Annotated in this window: 20 protein-coding genes; 11 read left to right on the top strand and 9 right to left on the bottom strand. The window is 39.2% G+C overall.

The features are described from left to right. Positions 1-33: 33 nt before the first annotated feature. The 3 genes from DC498_RS15385 (at position 34) to DC498_RS15375 (ending at position 6033) form a co-directional block, all read left to right on the top strand. Complete coding sequence (locus DC498_RS15385; protein WP_116875069.1) at positions 34-792, top strand: SDR family NAD(P)-dependent oxidoreductase; 759 nt, start codon at positions 34-36, stop codon at positions 790-792. A 187-nt stretch (positions 793-979) separates the two neighbouring features. Beyond that, a complete protein-coding gene (locus DC498_RS15380; RefSeq protein WP_206197638.1) occupies positions 980-4135 on the top strand; it encodes a SusC/RagA family TonB-linked outer membrane protein in 3156 nt (1051 codons plus the stop codon). Positions 4136-4188: 53 nt separating this feature from the next. Continuing rightward, positions 4189-6033: a RagB/SusD family nutrient uptake outer membrane protein gene (locus DC498_RS15375; RefSeq protein ID WP_116875164.1), complete on the top strand. Its 1845-nt coding sequence runs from the start codon at positions 4189-4191 to the stop codon at positions 6031-6033. A gap of 421 nt (positions 6034-6454) precedes the next feature. Here DC498_RS15375 and DC498_RS15370 read toward each other — a convergent pair whose 3' ends face one another. From DC498_RS15370 to DC498_RS15355, 4 genes are all read right to left on the bottom strand, one after another. Further along, the gene (locus tag DC498_RS15370; RefSeq protein WP_116875068.1) at positions 6455-7333 is read right to left on the bottom strand and encodes an ATP-grasp domain-containing protein; all 879 of its coding nucleotides are present in this window, start codon (positions 7331-7333) and stop codon (positions 6455-6457) included. Positions 7334-7604: 271 nt separating this feature from the next. Then, positions 7605-8162 carry an NUDIX hydrolase gene (locus DC498_RS15365; protein ID WP_116875067.1) on the bottom strand — a complete coding sequence of 186 codons (558 nt, stop codon included), beginning with the start codon at positions 8160-8162 and terminating at the stop codon, positions 7605-7607. A 9-nt stretch (positions 8163-8171) separates the two neighbouring features. After that, the gene (locus DC498_RS15360) at positions 8172-8699 is read right to left on the bottom strand and encodes a YfiT family bacillithiol transferase (RefSeq protein WP_116875066.1); all 528 of its coding nucleotides are present in this window, start codon (positions 8697-8699) and stop codon (positions 8172-8174) included. A gap of 42 nt (positions 8700-8741) precedes the next feature. Further along, positions 8742-10538 (bottom strand): ABC transporter substrate-binding protein, encoded by a 1797-nt coding sequence (locus DC498_RS15355; protein ID WP_240628027.1) that lies wholly within the window; start codon positions 10536-10538, stop codon positions 8742-8744. Positions 10539-10568: 30 nt separating this feature from the next. Between DC498_RS15355 and DC498_RS15350 the strand changes: the two genes are divergently transcribed. Genes DC498_RS15350 through DC498_RS15320 form a run of 7 tightly spaced genes read left to right on the top strand, consistent with a single transcriptional unit; the run spans position 10569 to position 17588 of the window. Beyond that, positions 10569-12224 (top strand): M1 family metallopeptidase, encoded by a 1656-nt coding sequence (locus DC498_RS15350; protein ID WP_240628026.1) that lies wholly within the window; start codon positions 10569-10571, stop codon positions 12222-12224. Then, positions 12225-12440, top strand: a complete 216-nt coding sequence (locus tag DC498_RS15345) for a hypothetical protein (protein WP_116875064.1) — start codon at positions 12225-12227, stop codon at positions 12438-12440. A gap of 11 nt (positions 12441-12451) precedes the next feature. Then, positions 12452-13618 carry a putative sugar nucleotidyl transferase gene (locus DC498_RS15340; protein ID WP_116875063.1) on the top strand — a complete coding sequence of 389 codons (1167 nt, stop codon included), beginning with the start codon at positions 12452-12454 and terminating at the stop codon, positions 13616-13618. Continuing rightward, positions 13618-14379, top strand: coding sequence for a triose-phosphate isomerase (gene tpiA, locus DC498_RS15335; RefSeq protein ID WP_116875062.1), 762 nt, complete (start codon positions 13618-13620; stop codon positions 14377-14379). The genes DC498_RS15340 and tpiA overlap by 1 nt, the downstream gene beginning before the upstream one ends. Before the next feature lie 3 nt (positions 14380-14382). After that, on the top strand, positions 14383-15684 hold the full coding sequence (locus DC498_RS15330; RefSeq protein ID WP_116875061.1) for a polysaccharide biosynthesis C-terminal domain-containing protein: 1302 nt from the start codon (positions 14383-14385) through the stop codon (positions 15682-15684). Continuing rightward, entirely contained in the window at positions 15681-16391 is a 711-nt protein-coding gene (locus tag DC498_RS15325; RefSeq protein WP_116875060.1) for a class I SAM-dependent methyltransferase, read from the top strand. The genes DC498_RS15330 and DC498_RS15325 overlap by 4 nt, the downstream gene beginning before the upstream one ends. A 15-nt stretch (positions 16392-16406) precedes the next feature. Next, positions 16407-17588 (top strand): glycosyltransferase, encoded by a 1182-nt coding sequence (locus DC498_RS15320; RefSeq protein ID WP_116875059.1) that lies wholly within the window; start codon positions 16407-16409, stop codon positions 17586-17588. On the opposite strand, the gene DC498_RS15315 is transcribed toward DC498_RS15320, so the two are convergent. From DC498_RS15315 to DC498_RS15305, 3 genes are all read right to left on the bottom strand, one after another. Continuing rightward, positions 17560-19566, bottom strand: a complete 2007-nt coding sequence (locus DC498_RS15315) for an OstA-like protein (RefSeq protein ID WP_116875058.1) — start codon at positions 19564-19566, stop codon at positions 17560-17562. The two genes, DC498_RS15320 and DC498_RS15315, sit on opposite strands and share 29 nt — an antisense overlap. Continuing rightward, positions 19566-20567 (bottom strand): MlaD family protein, encoded by a 1002-nt coding sequence (locus DC498_RS15310; protein ID WP_116875057.1) that lies wholly within the window; start codon positions 20565-20567, stop codon positions 19566-19568. Before DC498_RS15310 ends, DC498_RS15315 begins: the two co-directional genes overlap by 1 nt. A 163-nt stretch (positions 20568-20730) precedes the next feature. After that, entirely contained in the window at positions 20731-21732 is a 1002-nt protein-coding gene (locus tag DC498_RS15305) for an N-acetylmuramoyl-L-alanine amidase family protein (protein WP_116875056.1), read from the bottom strand. Positions 21733-21825: 93 nt separating this feature from the next. Here DC498_RS15305 and DC498_RS15300 point away from each other — a divergent pair, with 93 nt between their 5' ends. Beyond that, entirely contained in the window at positions 21826-24663 is a 2838-nt protein-coding gene (locus DC498_RS15300) for a putative LPS assembly protein LptD (RefSeq protein WP_116875055.1), read from the top strand. Here DC498_RS15300 and DC498_RS15295 read toward each other — a convergent pair. Together DC498_RS15295 and DC498_RS15290 are read right to left on the bottom strand one after the other, a co-directional pair. After that, the gene (locus DC498_RS15295; protein WP_133176865.1) at positions 24660-24884 is read right to left on the bottom strand and encodes a PID-CTERM protein-sorting domain-containing protein; all 225 of its coding nucleotides are present in this window, start codon (positions 24882-24884) and stop codon (positions 24660-24662) included. The genes DC498_RS15300 and DC498_RS15295 overlap by 4 nt on opposite strands. Positions 24885-24986: 102 nt before the next feature. Further along, positions 24987-25634, bottom strand: a 648-nt coding sequence (locus DC498_RS15290) for a T9SS type A sorting domain-containing protein (protein ID WP_133176864.1), incomplete at its 5' end; no start/stop codon positions are given.

Below are 25634 nucleotides of genomic sequence, written 5' to 3'. Positions count from 1 at the left end.
TAGCTGACAGCCAATAGCTATAAAAAAATACAAATGCACAACAAATTTGATTTAACAGGTAAAAAGGTATTGATAACCGGTGGTGGCAAAGGGTTGGGATTTGCTATTGCTAACACTATGGCACATCATGGCGCCAAAGTAATTATTACAGGGAGAAATGAGCTACAGCTAAAAGAAGCATGTGGAAATATAGGAACATCCTGCGCATACCATGTGTTTGATTTAACAGATATAAAAGCTATTCCATTGTTTGTTGAAGCAGTAATAAATAAGCATGGGCATATTGATGTGCTGGTAAACAATGCCGGCATTAATATGAAAAAAGATATACTTGAGGTAACTGATGAAGATTTCGAATCTGTTATAAAAACCAACCAGTCGGCAGTATTTTCTCTCAGCAGGGAATTTGCGAAAAGAATGGTGCAAAGAAAAAACGGTGTGATACTGCTTATAAGCTCAATGGCATCGCAGTATGGCATTCCGAAAGTGATTGCATATACCGCATCTAAATCAGCTATAGAAGGCATGACAAGAGCGATGGCAGTAGAATTATCACCGCTGGGCATAAGGGTGAATTGTATAGCTCCGGGTTTTATTGAAACAGATATGTCTTCAAAAGCATTAAACAGCGATCCCGATAGAAAACAAAAAGTGTTATCACGCACACCTATGGCTAAGCTTGGAAAACCTGATGATATAGGCTATGCCGCGGCATTTCTTGCGGGTGATGCCGCCAATTATATAACAGGAATTGTATTACCCGTTGACGGAGGCAACGCTATTGGATTTTAGCGGTCAGCAATCAGCTATGAGCTTTCGGCTGTGAGCGATTTAAAGCACAAAATTCACTTGAGTCGGCTAACTGCTGATTACCGGCTGCAGAATACTGATAGCTGGAAGCTGACGGCTGAAAGCTGAAAGCCCACAGCTCATTAATTTTTTTTAACAAAACCATTATTAACTAACAAAAGCTGCTATTATGATGAAAAAATCTCTTCACAGATTTCTCCTGCTGCTATGTTTTTTTGCAGGTATATGGGGAAACGCAATCGCACAAAATGTTACGGTAAGTGGCAGGGTAACATCTGCCGAACGCCCGGAGGGAGTACCCGGCGTATCTGTAATAGTACAGGGCACCACAAATGGCGCCATTACCGATGATCAGGGCAGATTTAAGCTTGATAACGTTGCAAAAACTGCCAAACTTTTATTTACATCAGTAGGTTTTAAATCTCAAACTATTACGGTTGGTAATCAAACCAATATTAATGTATCGCTCGAAAATGATGCGTCATCACTTGACCAGGTAGTGGTAATTGGTTATGGCACTACTAAAAAGAAAGATCTGACAGGAGCTATTGCTTCTGTTAAAGCAACACAACTGGTTAATGAGCATCCGGCTTCAGTGCAGGATGTTTTAAGAGCAAATGTACCAGGATTGAATGTAGGATTCAATGCTTCTGCTAAGGGCGATGCCAGTCTGCAGGTAAGAGGGAAAAATACGTTGAATGCAGGATCAAGCCCATTGATTGTAATGGATGGCGTTATTTATTATGGCGCATTGGCAGACATTAATCCTAATGATATTGAAACAGTAGATGTATTGAAAGATGCAAGTTCTGCTGCGGTATATGGTGCTAAGGCTGCAAGTGGTGTAATTCAGATTACTACCAAAAGAGGTAAGACAGGCAAACCTACTATTAATGTAAACTCAAGTGTGGGTGTTGCTACGATGAGTGTTAACGAAAGAGTGTATACTGCGGAGGAGTTCTTATATACATGGAGAAGGAATGTCAAGTACAGTACAAACGTAAATGCCAAACCTTACCAATTTGATGACCCGCGCACTTTACCCTCTGATATTTCTGTTACCGACTGGCTTGCTTATGATAATTCTAATGCTTCTGCTGATCCGGTAACGGTATGGCTTCAACGGTTAAACCTTCAGCCTGTTGAAATTGAAAACTATAAAAAAGGACAATCCATTGACTGGTATGATATGATGTTTCATAATGGTATTCGTCAGGATCATAATATCAGTTTATCGGGGAGAAAAGAAGGGATAAATTATTATTGGTCGTTAGGGTATATGAAAAACGAAGGAGTTATCAAAGGAGATGATTATAATGTAATGCGTTCGCGTTTGAATATAGATGCAAAAGTTACGAATTTCCTGAGTGTTGGTATGAATACTCAATTCAGTATCAGAGACGAAAGTTCTATTCCGGTGGATTGGTCGCTTATTACAGCAAACTCTCCCTGGGGGTCATATTATAATGATGATTCAACAGTATTAAGATTTAATCCCAATGACGAAGTAAGTGGAGGTAATAATCCTTTCGGTGTTCCTACGTACACCAATCGCTTAAAAAAGTATTATGAACTGAATGCAAGTTTATATGCAAAATTATCCCTGCCATTTGGCATAAAGTTTCAAACAAATTTTACGCCCCGGTTTGAATGGTATAACTATTTTAACGGTGAATCTGCTTTATGGCAGGCGTGGACAAATCTTGGAGGAAGAGCTACAAGAGAAAACAGGAATATCTATCAATGGCAAATTGATAACCTCTTAACCTGGGGCAGGGATTTTGGAAAAGACCATCATTTGGATTTTACAGGACTTGTAAATGCGGAAAAATTCCAGGTATGGAGAAATAAAGTGGTAGCTACAGGATTTCAACCCAGTGATGTATTGAGCTACCACAATATGGGAGCAGCTACTAATGTTACGGTTTGTAACTATTGTACTTTTAGTGACGAAGGGGATGATTCAAAGCCCGGGGATGAAGTAAGTACAGCAGACGCTCTTATGGCAAGATTATTTTATTCCTACAAAAGCAGGTATATGCTCACGCTTACCGTAAGGCGCGATGGCTATTCTGCTTTCGGGCAAAGCAATCCGAGGGCAACTTTTCCTTCAGCAGCTTTGGGTTGGGTATTTAGCGATGAATCTTTTATGAGTAAAGCAAGCTGGCTGAATTATGGTAAACTAAGGGTGAGCTACGGGTTAAACGGTAACCGTGATATCGGAAGATATGTAGCATTGGCAGATCTTGCAACCGGCAAGTATCTTCATATTTTATCGGATGGAACAGTATCCCAGGTATCGCAACTGTATGTTAATAATATGCAGAATAAATTGTTGAAATGGGAAACTACAACAGCTTTCAATCTCGGCTTGGATTTTTCTGTAGCTAATAACAGAATAGACGGAAGCATAGACGTATATAAGAGCAAAACCAATGATTTGCTTGTTAAGCGCACACTTCCTCCAATAGGTGGATTTGATATTGTTTGGGATAATCTTGGTCAAGTTGATAACAAGGGTATAGAAATATCCCTGAATACAAAGAATATTCAACGTCCAAACTTTCAGTGGAATACTTCAATTAACTTTTCATTGAACAGAAATAAAATTGTACACCTGTATGGAACTAAGGTTGATGTTAAGGATGCTAATGGAAATGTAATTGGCCAGGTAGAACCGGATGACAAGGCCAACAAATGGTTTATCGGTCAGCCGCTTGATGTAATTTGGGATCAAAAAGCCATCGGTATCTGGCAAACAGCAGATAAAGATGAAGCTGCAATATACGGTGTCCAGCCCGGAGATTTTCATATTGTGGATGTGAATGATGATGGAAAGTATACAGATGATGACAGGATGTATCTTGGTTATACCGAACCGCGTTTTCGCTGGACAATGCGCAATGAATTTACTTTTCTTAAAAATTTCACATTCTCATTCCTGATGTATTCCTATTGGGGGCATAGCGCTACCTACAACCAGGCAAAAAACAGGAGCAACGCATTTCCTGATCGCGTAAATTCTTATGCGCTGCCATTCTGGACAGCCGAAAATCCTATAAATGATTATGCACGTTTGTTCTCAAGCGATGGAGGCGCAAGCTATAGCATTTACAAAAAGAAATCTTTAATAAGGCTTGATAATATTGCTTTAGCTTATAATTTACCGCAAAGCCTGATCAGTCGTATTCATTTACAGGATTTGAGATTTTATTTCACCATTAAAAATGCTGGATTTTATGCTCCTCAGTGGACATTCTGGGATCCGGAAAATTCTGGTCCTACTCCACGGATATATACGCTGGGCATAAACCTCAACCTTTAATCGATAAAGGGAATGTGAAATATTATCTCAAATTATTTTTAAAATATTATACAATGAGAACTTTAGATAAAATTGCATTAAACACTGCGATGATTCTATCAGTTTGCTTTGCAGGCTCGTGCAAAAAAGATTTTCTTACGCCAGAGCCTTTATCCTTTTACACACCTGAAAATACCTTTAACACGGTAGAAGGGTTAAAAAGCTCATTGATTGCATGTGAACGGAATCTTAGGTATGAATGGTTTGGTGATGGCGCCCCTATCATTACCCAGAATATTTTTTCGGAAGTAGCGGTTGAAGGAACTACTGATAAGTCAGGACCAGCACAGGATCTTAACCTTTTGATTACTCCTACGGCAAACCTGAATAGTACAGACTATAACAGAATTGGTTGGTATTGGAGCGAAGGTTATAAAGGAATAAAGTATGCTAATACAGCAATAACATATATTGACCTGCCGGCCTGGAAATCAGAAGAAGAAAAGAATGCAGTTCTTGGAGCAGCATATTTTCACAGAGCTTACAGATATTATATGTTAACCAATGAATTTGGAGATATTCCTGCGATATTGAAGGAAGTTTCGTCTCCAAAAGTAGATTATGCAACGGTTAAGCGGGAAGTGATTCTGCAAAGAATAAAAGAAGATCTTGAATTTGCGGAGCAATGGGTTCCGGTAAAGGCAGATGGCGGGGCTGTTTCGAAAGGCGCTGTTAGTCATCTGCTCACTAAAGTAAATTTGGCGTTAGGAAAATTTGATGATGCCATTGCATCTGCTACACGTGTGATTGACGATGGCGTACATGCCCTGATGACCCAAAGATTTGGAACAGATAAAGACGATGCTACGAAAAACCTGATATGGGATTTGCATCGTCCGCTCAATAAAGCGGTAGCCGCAAATACAGAAGCACTAATGCTGGTAATAGACAGGGATGGGTATATTGATAATGGAGATTTTTCGGGAGGCGGTTCCACGATGAGGCAGGGAGTTCCCTTCTGGTTTTCTAATATCAATACTCCGACAGGCAATAAGGGTACCTCAGACGCTCAAAAAAAGAACCAGCCCCTTATTGACTGGGATCAGGCTAATATGTATGGAAGAGGTATCGGCCGTTGCCGTGGCACATGGTACAGTACGCATACGATATGGGACGATCCAGGAGATATGAGACATGCACCCGGTGTTTGGATGCGCATGGAGGATCTGTTATATAATAATTACACCATCAAATCAGATCCATACTATGGAAAAAATCTTCAGAAATACAATAGCAATGGAGGGATTTTATGTACCGATACTATCCGTAGCTGGTTTGATTGGCCACATTACAAGCTCTTTATCGCAGATAACCAAAACTCCAATCCAAGCGGCGGACATACAGACTGGTACGTATTTCGTCTTGCTGAAACCTATCTTTTACGTGCAGAAGCATATTACTGGAAGGGAGAAAATGAATTAGCTGCCGCTGATTTAAATAAAGTAAGAACAAGGGCAGGGTGCCAGCCTATAACTGCCGCAGACGTTAATATCGGAACTATTCTTGATGAGCGTGCAAGAGAATTATATTATGAAGAGCCCAGAAAAGTAGAGCTTACGCGGATTGCATATTTATTTGCCCTCACTGGCAAGGCTGCTTATAATGGAAAAACATATACACTTGCAAACTTTTCAAAGGATAATTTCTTCTATGACAGGATCATGGAAAAAACGGAGTTCTATAATAAAGGCGTAACAACAAATCACGGGGATAAGTATACTATAAGCCCATACCATGTTTTATGGCCAATTCCCCAGGGAACAATTAATGGCAATGTGGGAGGTGTAATTAATCAAAATGAAGGCTATGACGGCTTCCAGAATAATGTGCCGCCTTTAACAGAAATACCGGCTGAATAGGTGTTTGTTGTATAACTGTTATTTTTAATACAAAAGCGAAACTCAACATTTCGCTTTTGTGTTTTTAAAAGAATTATCCATCTTTTAGACTTTGGACATCATAATCTTTTTTGAAGGAAATCCTTTACTGTAAAGGATTTGCAGCGTTTATTATTTCTCTTGGCATGATATAATCCTCAATAAGTTGTTTTGTCAGCCGCTCACACCTGTATTATTTTTACACTGTAAACGGAAACAGAGAAAAGAAGATGAAGAAAAGTGGTTTCCGAAAAGAGATGATTACGTAGTGAAGTAATCACAAATGAAATAAAGATTATTAAGAATTTTCATATGGCAAGCAATCGTTAGAGGTCATCTGTGTCTACAGAAGACCTTTTTTGTTTTATTGCTTTCCTGCAATGCCTTCCCATATTTTTTAAGTTTATATTTTTATCAGTTGCTCTTTCAGGGCGTTATAATAATTTTCTACAGCATCGTCGCCGTAAGAAAGGTAGAGAAACGGCTCTATCAGCTCCAGTTCCATCAACACAAAGCGCCCGTCTGCGATTAAGCCATCTACTCTTGCATATAAAGTGCCTCCGGCAAATTGCTGCACATAAGCTTCAGCGCTTTTAATAAGCGCTTGTTCAGCGTTAACCGGTACTATTGTTCCTCCATAAATTTGTTGTACCCTGAAGTCGCCGGCTTTAGGCTTCTTAATAATAGTATGACTATACCTGCTGTTAAAAAATATAAAAGACCATTCTCCTTCCTCAATTTGTGACATTAGCGGCTGGGCAATAAAATCGCCCTGTGATAATAGCGATAAAATGTTACCTGCCTGGTCTGCTACTGTATCGCTTTGTATTATAATCGTATTTTTTGAACCACCACTTACACATGGTTTTATGATCAATGTCGTTTCCTGTAATGTTTTAAACAGCGATGATAACTCACCGTTCCATCCTTTATCAAGAAATATAGAAGGAATAACAGGCAGTCCAGCCGCTGCTATTGCTTCCAGGTAATGTTTGTCCATATTCCATCGTACTAAATGGAAATCATTAAGCATTTTAATGCCAAGAGCTTCTATTTTATCAAGCCATGCTTTGAACTGAGTGTATTTTTCATGGTAATCCCAGGGCATTTTTAAGAGTACTACATCATATGCTTCCCAATCTGCTGCAGGGTCATCCCAAATTTCGGCAGTAATATTTAAGCCTTTGTGTTGTAAAAAAGGCAGGAGATCTTCAATTTCATTAAAGTTATTTGCCGGTAAGTATTTTACTTCGCCGCTATAAACGATATAAGCAATATTCATTCGTGGTTATATGATTTCTATTATAAATACAATATGTGTATAACTATGTGCGCATCGGGTGCATATCAAATATGCTTAAAATTTGGAAACAACAGGTAGCGTATGCTATCTTTATAGAACAAACGTTATCAGAAAACCGGCAACGGAAAGATGATAACAACGAGAAACAGAATTCTGTAAAAAGAAGGAAATTTCTCACGAAAGCATCGGGTTAAGTAAAGTAAAAGGCGAAAGCCGGATACGATATAAAACTTGATGCTTTCTTCTTTTATCAATAGCTCATTTCTTCTAATTTATTCAATGCGTAAAATAAGCAGGTAGCATGCATTGCCTGCAGTATCTGGTTGCTTTTCAGCAATGCTTTTATTTCATCTATCGTTAAAAGATATACTTCTATTTCTTCATTATGATCCAACGCCTGCTCTTTTATTTTTTTACCGTTGCGGGCAAGATACATGTGCATGATATTATTGTTGGTAGAAGGATTGGCTGATATTTTACCCAGGTAATCATATTGATCGCATACATAACCGGTTTCTTCCAGCAGCTCACGTGCGGCAGCTTCTTCTAATGATGTATCGGTATCATCAACACAACCCCCGGGTATTTCCATAAGCGTTTCTCCCAGTGCATGGCGATACTGCCTTACCATAATAACTTTATTGTCCTCCGTTAATGCTACTACGGTTACCCAGGTAGGAAATTCATATACATAATAGGGGTCAACAACGGTACCTTCCGGTGTTACACATTTATCTTTTCTAACCGTAAACCATAAATCTTTAAACAAGTAAGAAGATGATAATACTTTCCAGCTAAGATCTTTCATATAAATATTTTAAGCCCAGTTCTTTTTTTGTTTAAGCGAAGTAATATGCGCTGCATGATGTTTGCCATGCCACGCATAGCTGCCCAGCAAGTACCATAATGTCATTGTTTTTTTACTTTCAGGGTGAAACACCGTTCTGTTCCATGTGTTATCATCAATGCTGCAAAGCAAATCATATAACCTGCTGTGCAATGCATGCAAAAGTGTAATGGATATATTGATGGGTAAATGATTATCGTGCAGGTTTGCCCAAAGTTTTTCTTCATAAGGTTTTATAGAGGGATGATCTTCAGTAATTCCCAGTTTAAACCTGCAATAAGCATTTATATGACTGTCGGCAACATGGTGTACCAGTTGCTGAACAGTCCAGCCGCCATCGCGGTAAGGCGTTTGTAATTGCTGCTCATCAAGGTTTAATATCGCATTTTCAAGAAGCTGTGGCAGAAATTTTATATCAGCCAGCCATGCTTCTTTTGTTTGTGCAGAAAAAGGCTGCGGTTCATATTCTCCTATCGGATAACGGGGGTCTGTGTTCATGGCAATATCAGGTTTTAGCTATCAGCTATCAGCCATCAGCTCTTAGTCATTAAAGCGCTTTATTTTTACTGTTTTAGTTGTTACTATTGTTTCTTGCCCACCTTTTACCTTACGCCTTCCACCTTCTTCTATTGCCACCTTCCTCAGCTCAAGCAGGTTTAAACTATTGGGTACAAAATTACGAATACGGGGCTGTATCAGCCGCACAACCATATCATACCATAAAGGAACAACAACCGCATCTGAAATAATCATTTTATCCATCTCATTATACATTTTATATCTCAGGCTATCGTTTTCTTCTGTTAAAGCCTGTTCATATAATTTGTCGTATGCGGTGTTTTTATACCTTGTATAGTTAGGGGGTGCCGGATTTTTCCCATAAAAAACACTGAGATAATTTTCCGCATCCGGATAATCTGCCATCCAGCTTCCACGGAAAAACAACGCATTTGATTTAGCCGTTTGTTCCAGCAACAAACTTTTTTGTACTACTTCAACCTGCACTTTCACGCCAATATCTTCCAGTTGTTTGGCAACAAAGCTACCCAACTCTGCGTATACAGGTATTGTCAGCAATGTAAATTCCGGCAGGCCTTTTCCCTCGGGGAAACCGGCTTCTTTCAGCAGTTGCGCAGATTTTGCAATATCATAATCATATCCCCAGTTTTGTGCGTTAAAAGAAGGTAATCCTGCCGGAATAAAACCGCCTGTTGCAGGTAGACCTAATGAATTACGGAGATACATGATCATTTTGCTCCTGTCGATGCCGTAATTAACTGCCTGCCTTACTTTTTTTAGCCTGAGTGGATTGTTTTTTAATAAAGGATTATTTGTGTCAGCAAGAATGCCGAGGTATTCTGTATTTAGAAAAGTGTGTTTGCTTAAAGCCGCTTTATCTTTCCATTCCTTTCGCAGTTCTCCTTTTTTAGTCAGCACTTCGTCTTTAAACGATGCGTCAATATCATTTACAAAATCAAGCTTGCCTTGTGTAAATTCAAGAAACTCCGTTGCTTTGCTGTCTAAAAAAGATACTTTAATGCCATCAATATAAGGCAGGTTTTTGCCGGCACTGTCTTTTTCAAAGTAATGTTCGTTTTTCGACATAAGCAATAACTGTCCTTCTTCCCACAACGTGAATTTAAAAGGACCCGTTCCGCAGGGATTTCTCCTGAATGCATTGCCATATTGCGCTACTGCTTCATGAGGAACAACCGAGCAGTATTGCATACTCAGAATATTCAGTATGGGATTAAAAGGCTTTAATAGCTTTAATTGAAAAGTAGAATCATTTAACGCCGTAAATGCGTTTACAGGATCAACCCTGTTATTAAAGATCCAGGCGCCCGGCGATGCGGTTTTTTTATCAATGATCCTGTGCAGGCTGAAAGCTATATCCCCTGCAATCATTTTTCTTCCCTTTCCGGAGGCAAAAGCTGTATTATCATGAAAATATACATCATTGCGAAGATGAAAAGTATATGTCAGGCGGTCAGCGGATATTTCCCAGCTTTTGCATAAAGATGGACGTATCTGCATATTTTCATCAACTTCTACCAGTGTATTGTACAACTGGTGTGTTGCCCACATAATGGACTGATTTTTTGCAAAAGCAGGATCTAATGAAGCTATACCTTCAGATTGATTGTAGCGAAATATTTTTTTTGTGTTATTATGTTTGCTTCTGCAACCTGCCAATAACATGATTATGCCTGTTATTAGTAGTATTGTTATGGAAGAAATTAAACGAAATGCACGGGTATGTGAATCTGGATACTTACCGTTTAAAGGAACTTTGGGGTTTATCACCATAATTTGTCTGCGGTATTCGTAAATCATGCTAAATTTAGCGCTTAAATCGTTTGTATAGTGCAAAAAATAAAGTCTGTAGCGGTTTTATTACTGCTTTCCTTTTGTTCGGTTCAGCTTTTTTCGCAGCTAACACATCAGCCTGGCGAGTTTACACGGGCAGATACGCTCAGGGGCACCATAACACCTGAAAGAAGCTGGTGGAATGTTACAAAATATGATTTGACCTGCAGCTTTGATTTTAATAAACGGAGCATAGCAGGAAAGAATATTATTGCTTACCAGGTTTTGTCAACCCCCACAAAAGAAATGCAGGTTGATCTGCAGGTGGGACTGGATATAGATAGTGTTATACTTGATGGTAAATCGCTTATGTTTCGCAGAGATGGGAATGCGTATTTTGTGAGTGTACCACAAAACCAGGAAATAAAAGCAATAAAGAATATTATAGTATATTATCATGGTATTCCCCGTCCTGCCATCCGCCCGCCCTGGGATGGCGGTGTAATATGGAGTAAAGATAAAAGTGGAAATCCGTGGATCAGTGTTGCCTGCCAGGGACTTGGCGCAAGCGTTTGGTATCCATGTAAAGATCACCAGAGCGATGAACCGGACAGTGCTTCAGTAACCATGATCGTTCCTGATACATTGGTTGCAATATCGAATGGAAGATGGAGAAGTACCATTAAGAACGGTGATGGAACGACAGCATATACCTGGGCGGTAACCAATCCTATCAACAATTATAATATCATTCCTTATATAGGCAAGTATGCGCACTGGCATGAAGATTTTGCAGGTGAAAAAGGGAAACTGGACTGCGATTATTGGGTGCTGGATTATAACCTTGATAAAGCAAAAGAACAATTTAAGCAGGCTGCCCAAATGCTGAAATGTTTTGAGCACTGGTTTGGGCCTTACCCTTTTTATGAAGATGGTTATAAGCTGGTTGAAGCGCCGCATTTGGGTATGGAACACCAGAGCGCTGTGGCTTATGGAAATAATTTTGCCAATGGTTACAGGGGAACTGATCTTTCGGAGACAGGCTGGGGATTAAAATGGGACTTCATAATTGTGCATGAAAGCGGGCATGAATGGTTTGGTAATAATATAACTTCCAATGATGTTGCTGATATGTGGGTGCATGAGAGCTTTACCAATTATTCAGAAACCATTTTTGTAACCTGCGAATTTGGCAAAGAAGCAGGCAATGATTATGTGATAGGTACGAGAAGCAGGATACAGAATAAGCTTCCCGTGCAAGGCCCGTATGGTGTTAACCAGGAAGGCTCGGGCGATATGTATTATAAAGGAGGAAATATGATTCACACCATTCGACAGGTAATTAATGATGATGAAAAGTTCAGGAAGATATTAAGAGGATTGAATGGAAAATTTTATCATAAAACCGTTGATGGTGCGGATGTAAAGCAATACATCAGCAAAGAAGCCGGTATTGATTTTTCGAAAGTATTTGATCAGTACCTGAACAATGTTCAAATACCGGTGCTTGAATATAAAATTGAAGGGAAAAAAATTACTTATCGCTGGACCAACTGCATAAACGGATTTGATTTGCCTTTAAAGGTACAAGCCGGCGGTGCAGCATTCTGGATAAGCCCAACACAAAGATGGAAAAAGTTGAAAGTGAAACAAGCGGTTACTGAATTTTCTGTTGACAGGAATTTTTATGTGGAGATAAAGAAAGTTAATTAATTGAATGAAACCGGCGTTAAAGAAATGTTATATAAAGATTGTTTTTTCTCAACCATGCCTGTTAATGTATTGGTTGAAGGAGTGAGAAATATTACAGTACCTGCCTATATAATATATACTGCCCGCTCACCTGAATACCGGGACATTCTTATTGCCGGTATTCTTTCATCTAAACTGGATATCACAAAAAAGCAGGAAATTTTTATTCACAACTGATCTTTGAGCATATGCTGAAAAATACGGATATCGTTTTATTTGATACTACTCAAAGAGGATCGCTTTTTCCCTTTACACAAACACGGGCCGTAGCGGATATTCGTTTTGGTATATTAACACCCAAAGAAAGATGGGAATATATTACCGGAAAGAAGGTAGAAACGCTCACAGCGGAATATATCAGTAATAAGGGAATGAGCCCGGGGAAAAAGCTTTTTATCAATGCTGCTATTCTTCCCGGTAGTGTATTGCTGGCAATGTTAGATGAATTGCAGCATGATGAAGCTATTGTATATAAGAATAATATTATTGCCTTTTATACGGAGCAGCATCAAAATGTGCAGGTAGATGATATAAAAATTTCAGCATTTAATAAAACAACACAACTTGATGGGGAGGTGGTTTATATCAGCTATCCCTGGCATCTGTTTCAATATAATGATGAAGCAATACGTTTCGACTTTCAATTAATAACAGGTGGCAGGCAGTCAAAAAAAATTGCTGACACCAATAGGGTAGTAGCTCCTGAAAATATTTTTATTGAAGATGGCGCAATAGTGGAGCACTGTATTATTAATGCCTCTGCCGGTCCGGTATATATTGGCCGCAATGCAACTATCATGGAAGGTTGCATGATAAGAGGGGCATTTGCTTTGGGTGAGTCTGCTGTGCTTAAAATGGGAACAGCTATATATGGCGCAACTACTATAGGTCCATTTTGCCATGCAGGCGGAGAAATAAAAAATAGTATTCTGATGGGTTATTCTAATAAAGCGCATCATGGATATCTTGGCGATTCGGTAATAGGAGAGTGGTGCAACCTGGGAGCCGGCACTTCCAATTCAAATATAAAAAACGATGCAGGCGATATCATTAAATTATTTCCGGGTAGTGAGCATATAAACGCAGGATTAAAATGTGGTGTAATGATGGGAGATTATACCAGAACCGCTATTAATACTTCACTGAATACCGCTACATTTGCAGGCGTAGCCTGTAATATTTTTGGAGAAGGATTAAGCGCTAAACACATCCCTGATTTTACATGGGGAGTAAACGACCGGTATATTCTTGAAAAAGCATTGCAGCACATTGATAACTGGAAAAAGCTGAAGCATCAAAAATTAACAGATAAAGAAACAGCCATTTTAAAACATTTATACAAAACAACACTATAATGAGACAACAAGTAGCCGCCGCCAACTGGAAAATGAATCTTACGATTACGCAGGCAGAGGAATTATTAAATAACCTGCTGCAGCAGTCCAAACAACTTTCAGATCATCAGAAGGTAGTATTCGCGGTTCCATTTCCGTATCTCGCTCTTGCGCAAAGCAAGGTAAACAGCCATCCTAATTATTTTGTTGCGGCACAAAACTGTTCTGAAAAAAAATCAGGAGCTTATACCGGGGAAACTTCGGTAGAAATGATTCATTCTCTTGGTGTGGAATATGTGGTATTGGGGCACTCTGAAAGAAGAGAATATTTTTCTGAATCCAATGCATTGCTTGCACAGAAAGTGGATATGGCATTAAGCTACGGACTTACACCCATTTTTTGTTGCGGAGAGCCTTTGAACATTCGTGAGGCAGGAACACAAAACAGCTTTGTGGAAAAACAATTAAAAGAGAGTCTTTTTCATTTGTCTGCAGAGCAACTGGCAAAAATAGTGATTGCCTATGAACCAATATGGGCAATAGGAACAGGAAAAACCGCCACTGCAGACCAGGCGCAGGAAATGCATCAACATCTCAGAGCTGTATTAGCCGCTCAATATGGTAAAGAAACTGCCGGTATTGTTCCGATTTTATATGGCGGCAGTGTAAAAGGCAGTAATGCTAAAGAAATATTTTCAAAACCGGATGTAGACGGAGGATTGGTTGGAGGAGCTTCGCTGGTCGCTGCAGACTTCACGCAGATTATCGATGCATTGAAATAATCAATGAAACTTCGCAGCCTTATATATCAAAGTGTACTGTGGAGGGGTATATACTTCGCATCTGTGCTGCTGCTGAATATTATGATAGCCCGCTATTACGAAGCATCGTATAGCGGGCTTATTTATTTTGTTGTAAATAATTTCGCGCTAATTGTTGCCATATCAGGTTTAAGTATGGAGTCTGGGGTGGCATATTATACTGCTTCAGGTGAAGTGCCGGTATTAAAACTTGCTAATTTCTCGGTGTTGTGGACGCTGTTCTCCACTATTGTGGTGTTTATTCTCTTAGAGGTATCTATATATGCTGGCTTTATTCCCGAATCATATGCTCAACAATTTTTTCCGGCGGTATGTTATGTTTCCGGCTGTATGCTTGTTAACTTTTTTACTGCGGCTTTTTACGCCAAAAAGAATTTTGCCCTGCCCAACATGTTACTTGCATTGATAAACATCGTGCTTGTCGCTTTAATTCCTTTCTCCAATGGATTATTGTTCAGTTCTCAAACATATATAAATATATTTTTCGCCGGGTTTCTTATACAGGGTGTATTAACGGCAATATTGTTTTATGCAAAATATGGTAGGCCGGCATTGTTTAAGATACCGGTGAAACGAGATCTTATAAAAATTGCGAAATATAGTTTTGTAGCTTTTTCTGCGAATATTCTTTTTTTTCTGGTATACAGAATAGATTATTGGTTTGTTGAATATTATTGTTCCGCGACAGCATTGGGAAATTATATACAGGTATCAAAGCTGGCACAAACACTTTTCATTTTGCCGTCAATTATTGCCAGCGCGGTATTCCCGTCAATTATCGGTTCGGGTGAAAGTCGTATAAGTGAAAAGATTGCCATTATTGCAAGAGTATTGCTCTTGATATATGTATTTGTTTGCCTGGGGCTTGCAGCAACAGGTTTTTGGTTATTTCCATTTATTTTTGGTAAAACATTCAACGAAATGTATACTTCATTTTTATTGCTGATACCAGGTGTATTGGCATTAGTAATGTTGTATCCTGTAACAGCATACTATGCGGGCGTTAAAAGAATAAAGATTAATGTTATAACCTTATGTTTTACCTTAGGAGTGATTATTGCCGGTAATATGATTATTACGCCACGGTATGGTATAAATGGCGCTGCCACTGTCAGCAGTATCGGATATATTTTTTATCATATTTTTCTTCTCTCAGTTTTCAGAAAGGAAAATTCAATATCTTATCTGCGGTTTTACAAAATCAGTATGGCAGACTTTTATCAATTAAAGCAAATGATTGTAGAAAACTGGAAGCCCCGTTTATGAAGATAAGCAGTAATGAATTTTATACAGGAGGAAGTTACCTGGAGCACAACCAAAACTGGAATCTTGAAGATGCTTCGTGGAAGGCGGCTATAATTCATAAACTGCTGAAAAGAAATAATATTTTACCAGCTGATATAGTAGATGTGGGTTGTGGAGCAGGTGGAGTTCTGGAAGAACTTGCTAAGAAAGATCTGGGTACAAAAACATTTACGGGGTTTGATATTGCTCCTGATGCTATTGCCATTGCCTGTAAAAAAGGTACCGGTAATGTACAATTTATAAATGATGATTATACCAAAGATGGTTATCCTCAAACCAACCTGTTGTTAGCTATAGATGTTATTGAACATATAGATGATTTTTATGGCTTTTTACGGAAGTTGAAAGCACGAAGCGAATATTTTATATTTCATATTCCACTTGATTTGTGTTGCTGGTCATTGCTCAGACCGCATATATTATTGCAACAAAGAAATGCGGTAGGACATATTCATTATTTTTCAAAGGAAATGGTATTATGGTTTTTGGCTGATATCGGCTTTACTGTTATTGATTTTGAATATTCAAAACCCGACCTGGATATTAAGCCGGCTGCAACGTTTAAATTATTTGTAAAAAAACAATTGAGGAAAATAAGTTTTGCAATCAATAAAGAATTAAGCATTAAACTTTGGGGAGGTTACTCAATGATGATTTTGCTGAAATGATACAAGCAACATGACATGAAAATACTTTGGCTGGCAAGTTGGTATCCCAATAAAATCTCTCCGCTAGAAGGAGATTTTGTACAACGCCATGCCCGTGCGGTATCAAAATTTGCTGATATATCCGTAATATATGTTGAACAACACGGCGAAACAATAGCAATACCACAAACAGGCAGGGAAGAAATACTAAATGAAGGCGTCAGGGAGTTGAGGATATATTTCAAATTCCCCCGAACGGGAATTAAAATCCTGGATAAATTTTTTTACAACTGGAAATATTATAAAACATACCGCTCTGTAATAAGAGCGTATTTTGATAAAAACGGTGTTCCTGATCTCGTTCATGTACATGTGCCTATGAAAGCAGGTGTGATTGCTAAATGGATAAAAAAGAAATGGGGTATTCCTTATCTTGTTTCAGAACATTCCGCTACATATGTGCCGGGTCCGTCCGATACATTTGAAAACAGGTCTGCCTGGTTTCGTAAAAATGTTCGTTCGGTTTTCCGGAATGCAATTGCTGTTACATCTGTTTCGCGGCATGACAGCAATATTATACAGAAGCTGTTTGCGTTAAAACCTGTTAGCGTAATTCATAATGTTGTAAACACCAACTATTTTTTTTATAAACCAAGAACTATGCCGGTGAAGTTCCGGTTTGTTCATATTTCTGTAATGAGCTATCAGAAGAATACTGTAGGGATTCTTAATGCCTGCACAAAGCTTAAAAATATCAGGCAGGATTGGGAGCTGGAACTGATAGGAAATGCTGATAATGTCATGCAGCAATATATTGATGACCTGGGATTGACGGGGTTTGTATATTTAAAGGGAGAACTCAGCTATGCAGCAGTTGCACAGCATATGCTGCAGGCTTCCGCGCTTGTAATGTTCAGCCGTTACGAAAATTTTCCCTGTGTGATCATTGAAGCACTTTGCTGCGGATTACCTGTTGTTGCTACAGATGTCGCCGGTATACCAGAAGCCGTTGATCAATCAAATGGTATACTGGTTAAATCAGAAAATGAAGATCAGTTGCTGAGTGCTATGCTTGATATGATGGACAAATATGCTTCGTTTGACAAACAAATGATTGCGGAAGATGCGGTTAAGAAGTATAATTATGATGAGATTGGGAAACAGTTTAATAAAATATACAGAACCGTTATTACTGATACAACTCAGCCCTTGTCTTAGGTCTTCTTGCTTCCTGCCATTTAAAATTTCTGAAACGCTGCCGGTCTTCAGGTACCTGGTTCACAGGATAGAACCCGCCTTCCACATCATTTATCCACGAGATTTTATCCAGTTCTTTTTTAGCAAAGTATAAATTGATCAGGTCGGCTTTAGCATAGTTAGCGCCGGTGTAAGCACTATCATCATCCTGCAGGTAATATAAACTTTCGGCGCTGCCTTTGGCCCGTATATGTTCTATCTCGCCTTCATTAAAAAATCCATTGATAGTATTGCCCTTTAGCTGGTTATAAAACTCATCGTTGCTTTTACTTATGCTGAAAGCATTTTCCCATACTTCTACCCGTTCCGGTTTTTTATTTTTTGTATAAAGATGTATGGTATCTCCTGATATCTGGCTTTCCTTCGACCATACGATGGGGTCATTGTATAACCGGAAAATAGAATCTTTGCCTGAGAAAAACATGCTGTCGCAAACTGCCTGCATCGAATCTTCAAACATTTTTACATGATGATAGGCTACAAAAAAACGAACACTGTCAACCCTGTCTATTTTTCTCGCAGCCATTGCCTTTATGGAATCCTGTTTGCGAACAGCATCTCTTTTTAGTATGCTATCCGCGGCAGCTTTGTTCAAAGCAATAGCCCTTGCCAGGCTGTCAATATTAGTGCTGTCGCTTATTGCTTCAGGCACTGCAAACGAAGAATCTTTTATTGGGTTTGCAAGGATTGCAATAGACTTTGAAGTATCCGGGGGGAGTGGTATATCCTTTTTAATATCTGTTGGTAGTTGTGGATTATTGTCTGCCGGTTTTTTGCCCGCAGGTGGCCGCTTTGCGCCAGGGCGTGCTCCCATTCCAGGTCTTCCTGCTATATTATCCTGCAGTTTATCGGGTAACGGCTTATGAATGTCCATTTTTACGGCATCGGGTATATTGCCTTTGATATCTGCTTTGGTTGTCTGCGTTAAGCTTAAAGAGTCCTGCACATATGTAGTGTCCAGGCGTATGCCTGAGTATAAAGTATCTGCTGTAAGAAACAGGGAATCCTGGTCCTGCTTAATGATCATTAATGGCTTTTCGGTAGCAAGGAATGTCTTAGCGTCGCGGTTAAAAAAACTTCGTTCAGCCAATACCGTTATTCCCTGGGTTGTATCTCTGTACACGAAGTTTCCCTTGGCAAAACCTTCCCCTGTATTCTTATCAAAAGCAATACTGTCTGCTGTAATAAATTGTGTGCTGTCTTCAATAGTAGGGCGGCTCCCAAAATTTGCCAGCCCCCTGTTCATATCATACGAACCATCCGATGTCCGGATAATAGATTTTCCGTCATTTATTGTGGTGGGCGCTACAAATGTGGCCACCTGTGTTTCCGTATTATACAAAAGCGTATCTGTTGCCATTGTATAATTAGGATCAACCATTTTTACATTTTTCTTAAAGTAGGCGTCTTTTGTATCTGCATAATAATAGCCTTCCTTACTGGTAAGGATAGACGAACCGTTCACAATTTTACCACCATTTACGTAAGTGCCGGTTTTACTATTAAGATCATATTCCAGTTCATCTGTAGTAAGAGTGGCTTTACCATCTGTAAGTTTAACTGATTTTTTTAGATTGGCAATTTTGGTATTGCCATAGTATATGAGGTATTGAGAGTACACATTTACACTGTCTGAATCATTAATATGAATATTGCCAAAAACTTCAATTACGTTCCTTGTTTTATCCATTACTATACTGTCTCCGTAAAAAAGTGTTTTGTCCTGTTGCAATATCACATCGCCTACCAGCACTTGTAGTTCCGTAGAATCTTTTTGTTCAAACCTTAAAACATTGGAGCGTATAAGATTGATATTTTTTGTAGTATCCTGCTGCGTAGCGGGCGACGCAGGGGTTGCCGGAGGTTTTTGTTGCGCAAGCGCAAATAATATGGTTACTATAAATAATGCAGATAATCCTATCCTCCTTAATGTGTTCATCACTTCTTTTTATCAACCGGTACAGTACTTAAAGTATCTGGTAACGGGGTCATTAGCGGTGCTGATTTGTCTTTTTTTCCAAACACCAATCCACCGGTATAACGGCGGGGATGTACCCTGAAATCCTGTAACAATACATTCAGGCTGTTTGATGCAGAGGTAAGATTCGTATACAGTTTCTTATCATTCATCAGTAAGCCTAATGTGCCATCATTGGTGTTTATTTTGTTCAAGGTAGTATTAAGTTCGCCGGCAACATTCTGCAGTTTTGTTAAAGTCTGTTCCAGCTCAAGGTTTGCCAATTTGGTTGTGGTAGCATTAAGGTTGGAGAATATTTGCGTGATGGTATCATTGTTTTTTTTAAGATTACCTGTAAATGCACTTGCGTTTGATAAGGTTTGAGCCAGTGCGCCGCTTTGTGCATTCAATAAAGTATTAAGATGCGCGGTTGATATAGCAAGATTGGCAAGTATATTCTGAAAGTTCTTTTGAGCATTTGCATCAAGGGCGCCACCTATAAGCTTAAGCACAGAATCCATTGATTGCAGCGCAGCATTTACTTTTACCAGGGTGGGATCAAGCCTTCCTGTAACCTCTTCCAGCAGACCCGGCGAGATATTGGTGGTTAGTGTATCGCCATTTTTTGCATAAACCTGCTCATTTCCCAACTTTACATTAAGTGTTGTATTGCCCAATAAGCTGGATGAAATATATGCCAGTGAGTTTTGAGGGATATTGATATTTTTAGTGAGATTAATGGTTACGATAATGCCTGTAAGATTCTTATCGGCTTCTTCAATGGCATATACTTTACCTACGGGCAAGCCATTGATCATAACAGAATTGGACACTGCCAGTCCATCTACATCAGTAAACCTGGCATACAGGTGAAAAGTTTTTTCAAGCACTGATTTGCCTTTCAAAAAATTAAATCCGAGTATCAGTAAAGTAATAGCAATAGCAGTCAGAGCACCTACTTTGGTTTCATTAGAGACTTTCATCCTATTCGTTTTAATTTAAAACAGGTTCCCCTGTTTATGAAAACATCCCGGCCACATTATATAATATTCACATAAAACTCCAGGATGAACGATTTACACCGTTTACTTATTATTCAAAATCAACACTTTCAATGCAAAAATAGGGTATTACATCAAAGTGCGATCACTTTCCGGATTGGGTCTTGCTGCCAGAAGATTTTGTGGCGGATGCTGCGGTAACCGTGTTTTTTGTTTTAACAGGGGCAGGGTTTGCAGAAGCATTGTCTGTTCCGGCACCACCTCTTGAGCTATCCAGTAATTTTTTAAAATTTACAACAGCCCTCACAATAGCTGCAGACATCTGTTCCTGGCCTTCCTCGCTGTTAAGAAAATCTTCTTCTTCCTTATTGGTGATAAAACCGGTTTCTATGAGCACTGCCGGCATATTGGTTGCCTGAAGTACCCAAATACCTTTTTCATTGCGTTGCAGCACGCCATCGCTTTTGCGGCCTATTTTTACAAATTCATTCTCTATCATGCTGGCCAGGCGAACACTATTCTTAAAATATTTCTGTACCCACAGACGGCTGGCAATAAGACCTTCAGGTGTATTCGGGTCGGGTACATCATCACTTACCTCAGCTTCAGATTCAAAGCGCTCACTCATGGCATTTGCTTTATTATCGTCTCTGTCTGCTGCCCACACGTAAGTGCCGGTTCCATATCTGGGGTTAGGCGTATACCAAACCTTGTAAACAGGTTCTTTTTTGGTATGTTTTTTCCTGTTTTTACCCTTGCCGGTATAATATACTTTATTCCTGTAACCGGTAACTTGTGAATGCCGGATAGGCGGTGCGGCATTTACATGTATGCATACAAATAAATCTCCCTTGTTCTGGTTGGCAAAAGCCGCTTTTTCCGTTACCGGCTGAAATACGTCTGTGGTACGGCTTTGAACGATTTTTGTGTCAGGAAGCTCCTTTTCAAGCAATGCCGCTACTTTAAGGGAAAGCGCCAATGTTATTTGTGCTTCAGTAGAATAAGAACCTTTAGCTCCGGGCTCTCTTCCCCCATGTCCCGCATCAACAATAATTGTTTTAATACGGCTCTTTTGTGCCAGCGAAGCATTATAAGATAACAGGGAGATCAGAATAAAAAAAGATGATACAAATAGTTTTTTGTGCATCTCGTTGTTAAAATTTATCAGGGTTAGTAATTCAAATCAGTTCTTCACGTTTTCTTACCTGTAATATGGCTATTTTTGTTTCCTGTTGATTATATGAGAAATAAACGTCGCAAATTTAAGCGAAATTATATATTTACCTCAACCTTACTGCTGCTTACTATTGCAATAACGTATAATGCATGGTCAAAAAGCAAAAGTAATTTTCCTTTTTACAATAATTTAACAGCTTTTGCTGATACCATTCCGCCTTCAAAAGATACTATACCGGTAAAGAAAATTACAGACAGCTTACCTCCATCTAAAGATACGGTTATAGTTGGTGATACTGATATTTTGCTTGACAGTACTGGTTTGCTACTAACTGACTCGGCTAAGCGAAAAGTGGTTGATACATTCAGCGTAAAAATGTCTAAAGATTCTATTGATGGGCCGATAGATTATAAGGCTAAGGACTCAATGATATTAGATGTTTCAGGAAAGAAGCTTTTTTTATATGGTGAAACAGATGTAAAATATAAAGACATCAACCTTACGGCCCCTGAAATAATATTTGATCAGCAGACCAATATTGTAAAAGCGCGGATGAGGCTTGATACTGCTGGCAAAGTGATAGCCCCGGCAAAGTTGGTGCAGGCTGATATTGTTACAGAAAGCGACAGCCTGGAATTTAATTTTAAAACACAGAAGGGGCTTTCGCACAGCAGTTATTTTCAACAGGCAGAGCTGTATAATTTTGCGGAAGTGGTAAAAAAGGTAGATGCTCAAACGATATATGCGTACAAAGGCCGCTTTACTACCTGTAATTATGATACACCGCACTTTGCTTTCAGGTCTAAAAGAATAAAATATATAACTAAAAAAGTAGCCGTTACCGGGCCTGTAGGCGTAGAATTTGAAAACGTTCCGGTATTGCCTGTTATATTGCCCTTTGGTATGTTCCCGATGAAGCAGGGAAGACAATCCGGTATTCTGCCGCCGCAATTTACAGTTATTGAAACCCTGGGTGTTGGTCTTGAAGGATTAGGTTACTATAAAGTGATCAGCGATAATTTTGATATAACTACAAGGGCTGATATTTATTCTTACGGAAGCTGGCGATTAAATATATCGCCAACCTACCGCGTAAGGTATAAATATAATGGCTCACTGAATTTCAGTTATCAAAATATGCATACCGGGTTTAAAGGTGATCCGGATTATAACAAAACAAAGAGCTATTCTTTAAACTGGAGCCATAGAACAGATAGCAAGGCAAGGCCCGGCGTAAGTTTTTCGGCGAGTGTAAACACTATGTCGAGCTCATATGCAAAGTATAATACCACCAATGCTTATGTAAACCAAACCAATAGTTCAAACTACAGCTATAGCCAGCCGCTTGCTTTTACCAACCAGTTAAGCTCTTCCATTTCATATCAAAAATCGTGGATCAACAAACCATATAATTTATCTGTAAACCTGAACCATTCGCAGAATACATTGAATAAAACGGTTAATCTTAACCTTCCTGATATCAATTTTAATGTAACTACATTATACCCGTTGCAACCAAAAGAAATGGTAGGTTCTGGAAAATGGTACCAGAAATTAGGGATAGGATATACTGGTAGTGTAAAGGGACAGGCGATGTTTTATGATACCGCTTTTAGCTTCAGGCAATTGATCGATACTTTTCAATACGGGGCACAGCATAATATACCAATAACACTTGCATTGCCGCAGCTTGGTCCTATACAGATATCGCCGGGCTTCAGTTACCAGGAAAGATGGTATTCCCAAAAGCTGCACCGGCAATGGGTGGATTCTACCAATTCTGTAAGCAAGCAAATTGAAAAAGGCTTTTTTACCGCGCGGGATATTTCAATGTCTATATCATTCAGCACATCCATGTTCGGAACGCTTACTATGAAAAACAAAGATGCTAAAATTCAGGCTATACGTCATACCATGCGTCCGCAGTTAAGCATAGGGTATAAACCGGATCTGTCTCAATCATATTATCGTAATACACAAATAGACAGTTTAGGGCATTATGCGATGTTGTCGCAGTTTGACGGGTCAACTTATGGCTCATTTGGTTACGGCAGATCCGGAAGCATTGGGTTTGGTATAGATAATTTTCTTGAAATGAAAGTGAGGAACAAAAGAGATACTGCCAGTGCAGGAGATGAACAAAGCGAAGAAGAAGGCGTGAAGAAAGTAAAAATAATAGATGGGTTTGGTATAACAAGCAGTTATAACCTGCTTGCAGATTCGTTTAACCTTTCCAATTTTAATATATATGCCAGGAGCACGCTGTTTGAAAAAATAAATATTACCGCAAGTGCAAATATTGACCCCTATCAAACAGACCAGTACGGATACAGGGTGAATAAATATGCATGGTCAGGAGAAAAGTTTTCCTTAGGGCGTATTACGAATGGAAGCCTTGCTGTATCTACCAGCTTTAAAAGTAAACCTAAAGATGAAAAGAAGGATAAGAAAGTGGAGGATCAATACGATAACTATGATAACCTGACTGCAGATGAAATGCAGTCGCAAATGGATTATATAAGAAGAAATCCTTCTGAATTCGTTGACTTCAATATTCCCTGGTCAGTGAATGTTTCCTATTCGCTGAGCTTTAGTAAAACATTGCAAACAGACTCGCTGAGCTATACATACAAAACGAATTTTTCATCCAGTCTTCAGTTCAATGGCGATTTCAGCCTTACTGAAAAATGGAAAATGGGCGCAAACGGGTATTTTGATTTTCGCACATTGAAAATTCCTTCCTTCAGCATGTATATCACCCGCGAGATGCATTGCTGGCAGATGTCTATAAACGTTACACCGTTCGGCCCCTGGCGTTCCTTCAATATATCCATCTTTCCCAAATCAGGCATGCTGCGTGATCTGAAAATAAACAGAACAAGGACGTTCAGGAATTATTAGGGGTTATTGACTACGTGTTTTTCCCGGGATATTTTTCTTTTATCGTGTGCTTTTTTAGCGCCATAAGCTATGCCTGCAGCTACCAATAAACCTACACCACCATCAATGGGTACTTCTGTATCAGGATCACCACCCGGATCAACAGGCTGCACCTGAAGATCTTGTGCATATGCTATTCCACACATAAGGATCAACGTAATAAAAAATGTTTTTAGTTTCATACCTGTCATTTTTAAGAAGTAAAGTTAAGTGTATTAGCAGATAAATAAGCAGCGTAGAAGGTGCAAGGGTTTATACGCTTCCACCTTCTCACTTTTACCTGCTTATTTCTTAAATATTTTTATCACTTTTCGCATATCCCTGCCTGTTATTCTTACCTGGTAAATACCTGAGGTAATATTATTATTTATATCTACGTTGCGGGTTCTGCTGCCTTCTGCCAGATGTATGAGTTTACGGAATACTACCTGCCCTGCATTGTTTACTAACTCAACCGTATAAGCGCCGCCTTTAATGTTATCAAATGTCAGGTTGATGTTGCCGGTTGTTACAGGGTTAGGATAAGCTGATACAACAGCTTCTAATGCTCTGTTCAATCCCGGTAATCCTTTCTTATTCAGGATTATTACACTGAACCTGTCTGCCGCTGCTGATCTGCTGTCGCTGCCTACCTGGAAGAATACCTGCGAGGTTTCTGTTACACTGATATGGGTATTTGTTTTCAGGTAATTATCTACCAGTGTTACTGATTCTGCCCCGGCAAGCTCAATCGGGCTGAACTCAAACATATAGGTTGATACGGATGTATTGGTGAGGTTCAGCCTCAACGTATCTGCTGACTGTATCCAGTTTCTCCTGTCTACCATCAATGCCTGACCTTTTCTTATGATAGCAAGATTCTCCATCACATTATCCGCTTTCAAAGCATCCATATTATCTATCTCATCAGAGAAGCTTGTGCTGTAAGAGGC

It is taken from the genome of Terrimonas sp. (genome assembly GCF_003075435.1).
Lineage (GTDB): Bacteria > Bacteroidota > Bacteroidia > Chitinophagales > Chitinophagaceae > Agriterribacter.
Note: the sequence above shows the minus strand (reverse complement) of the source record. Positions and strands in the feature narration are given on the sequence as shown.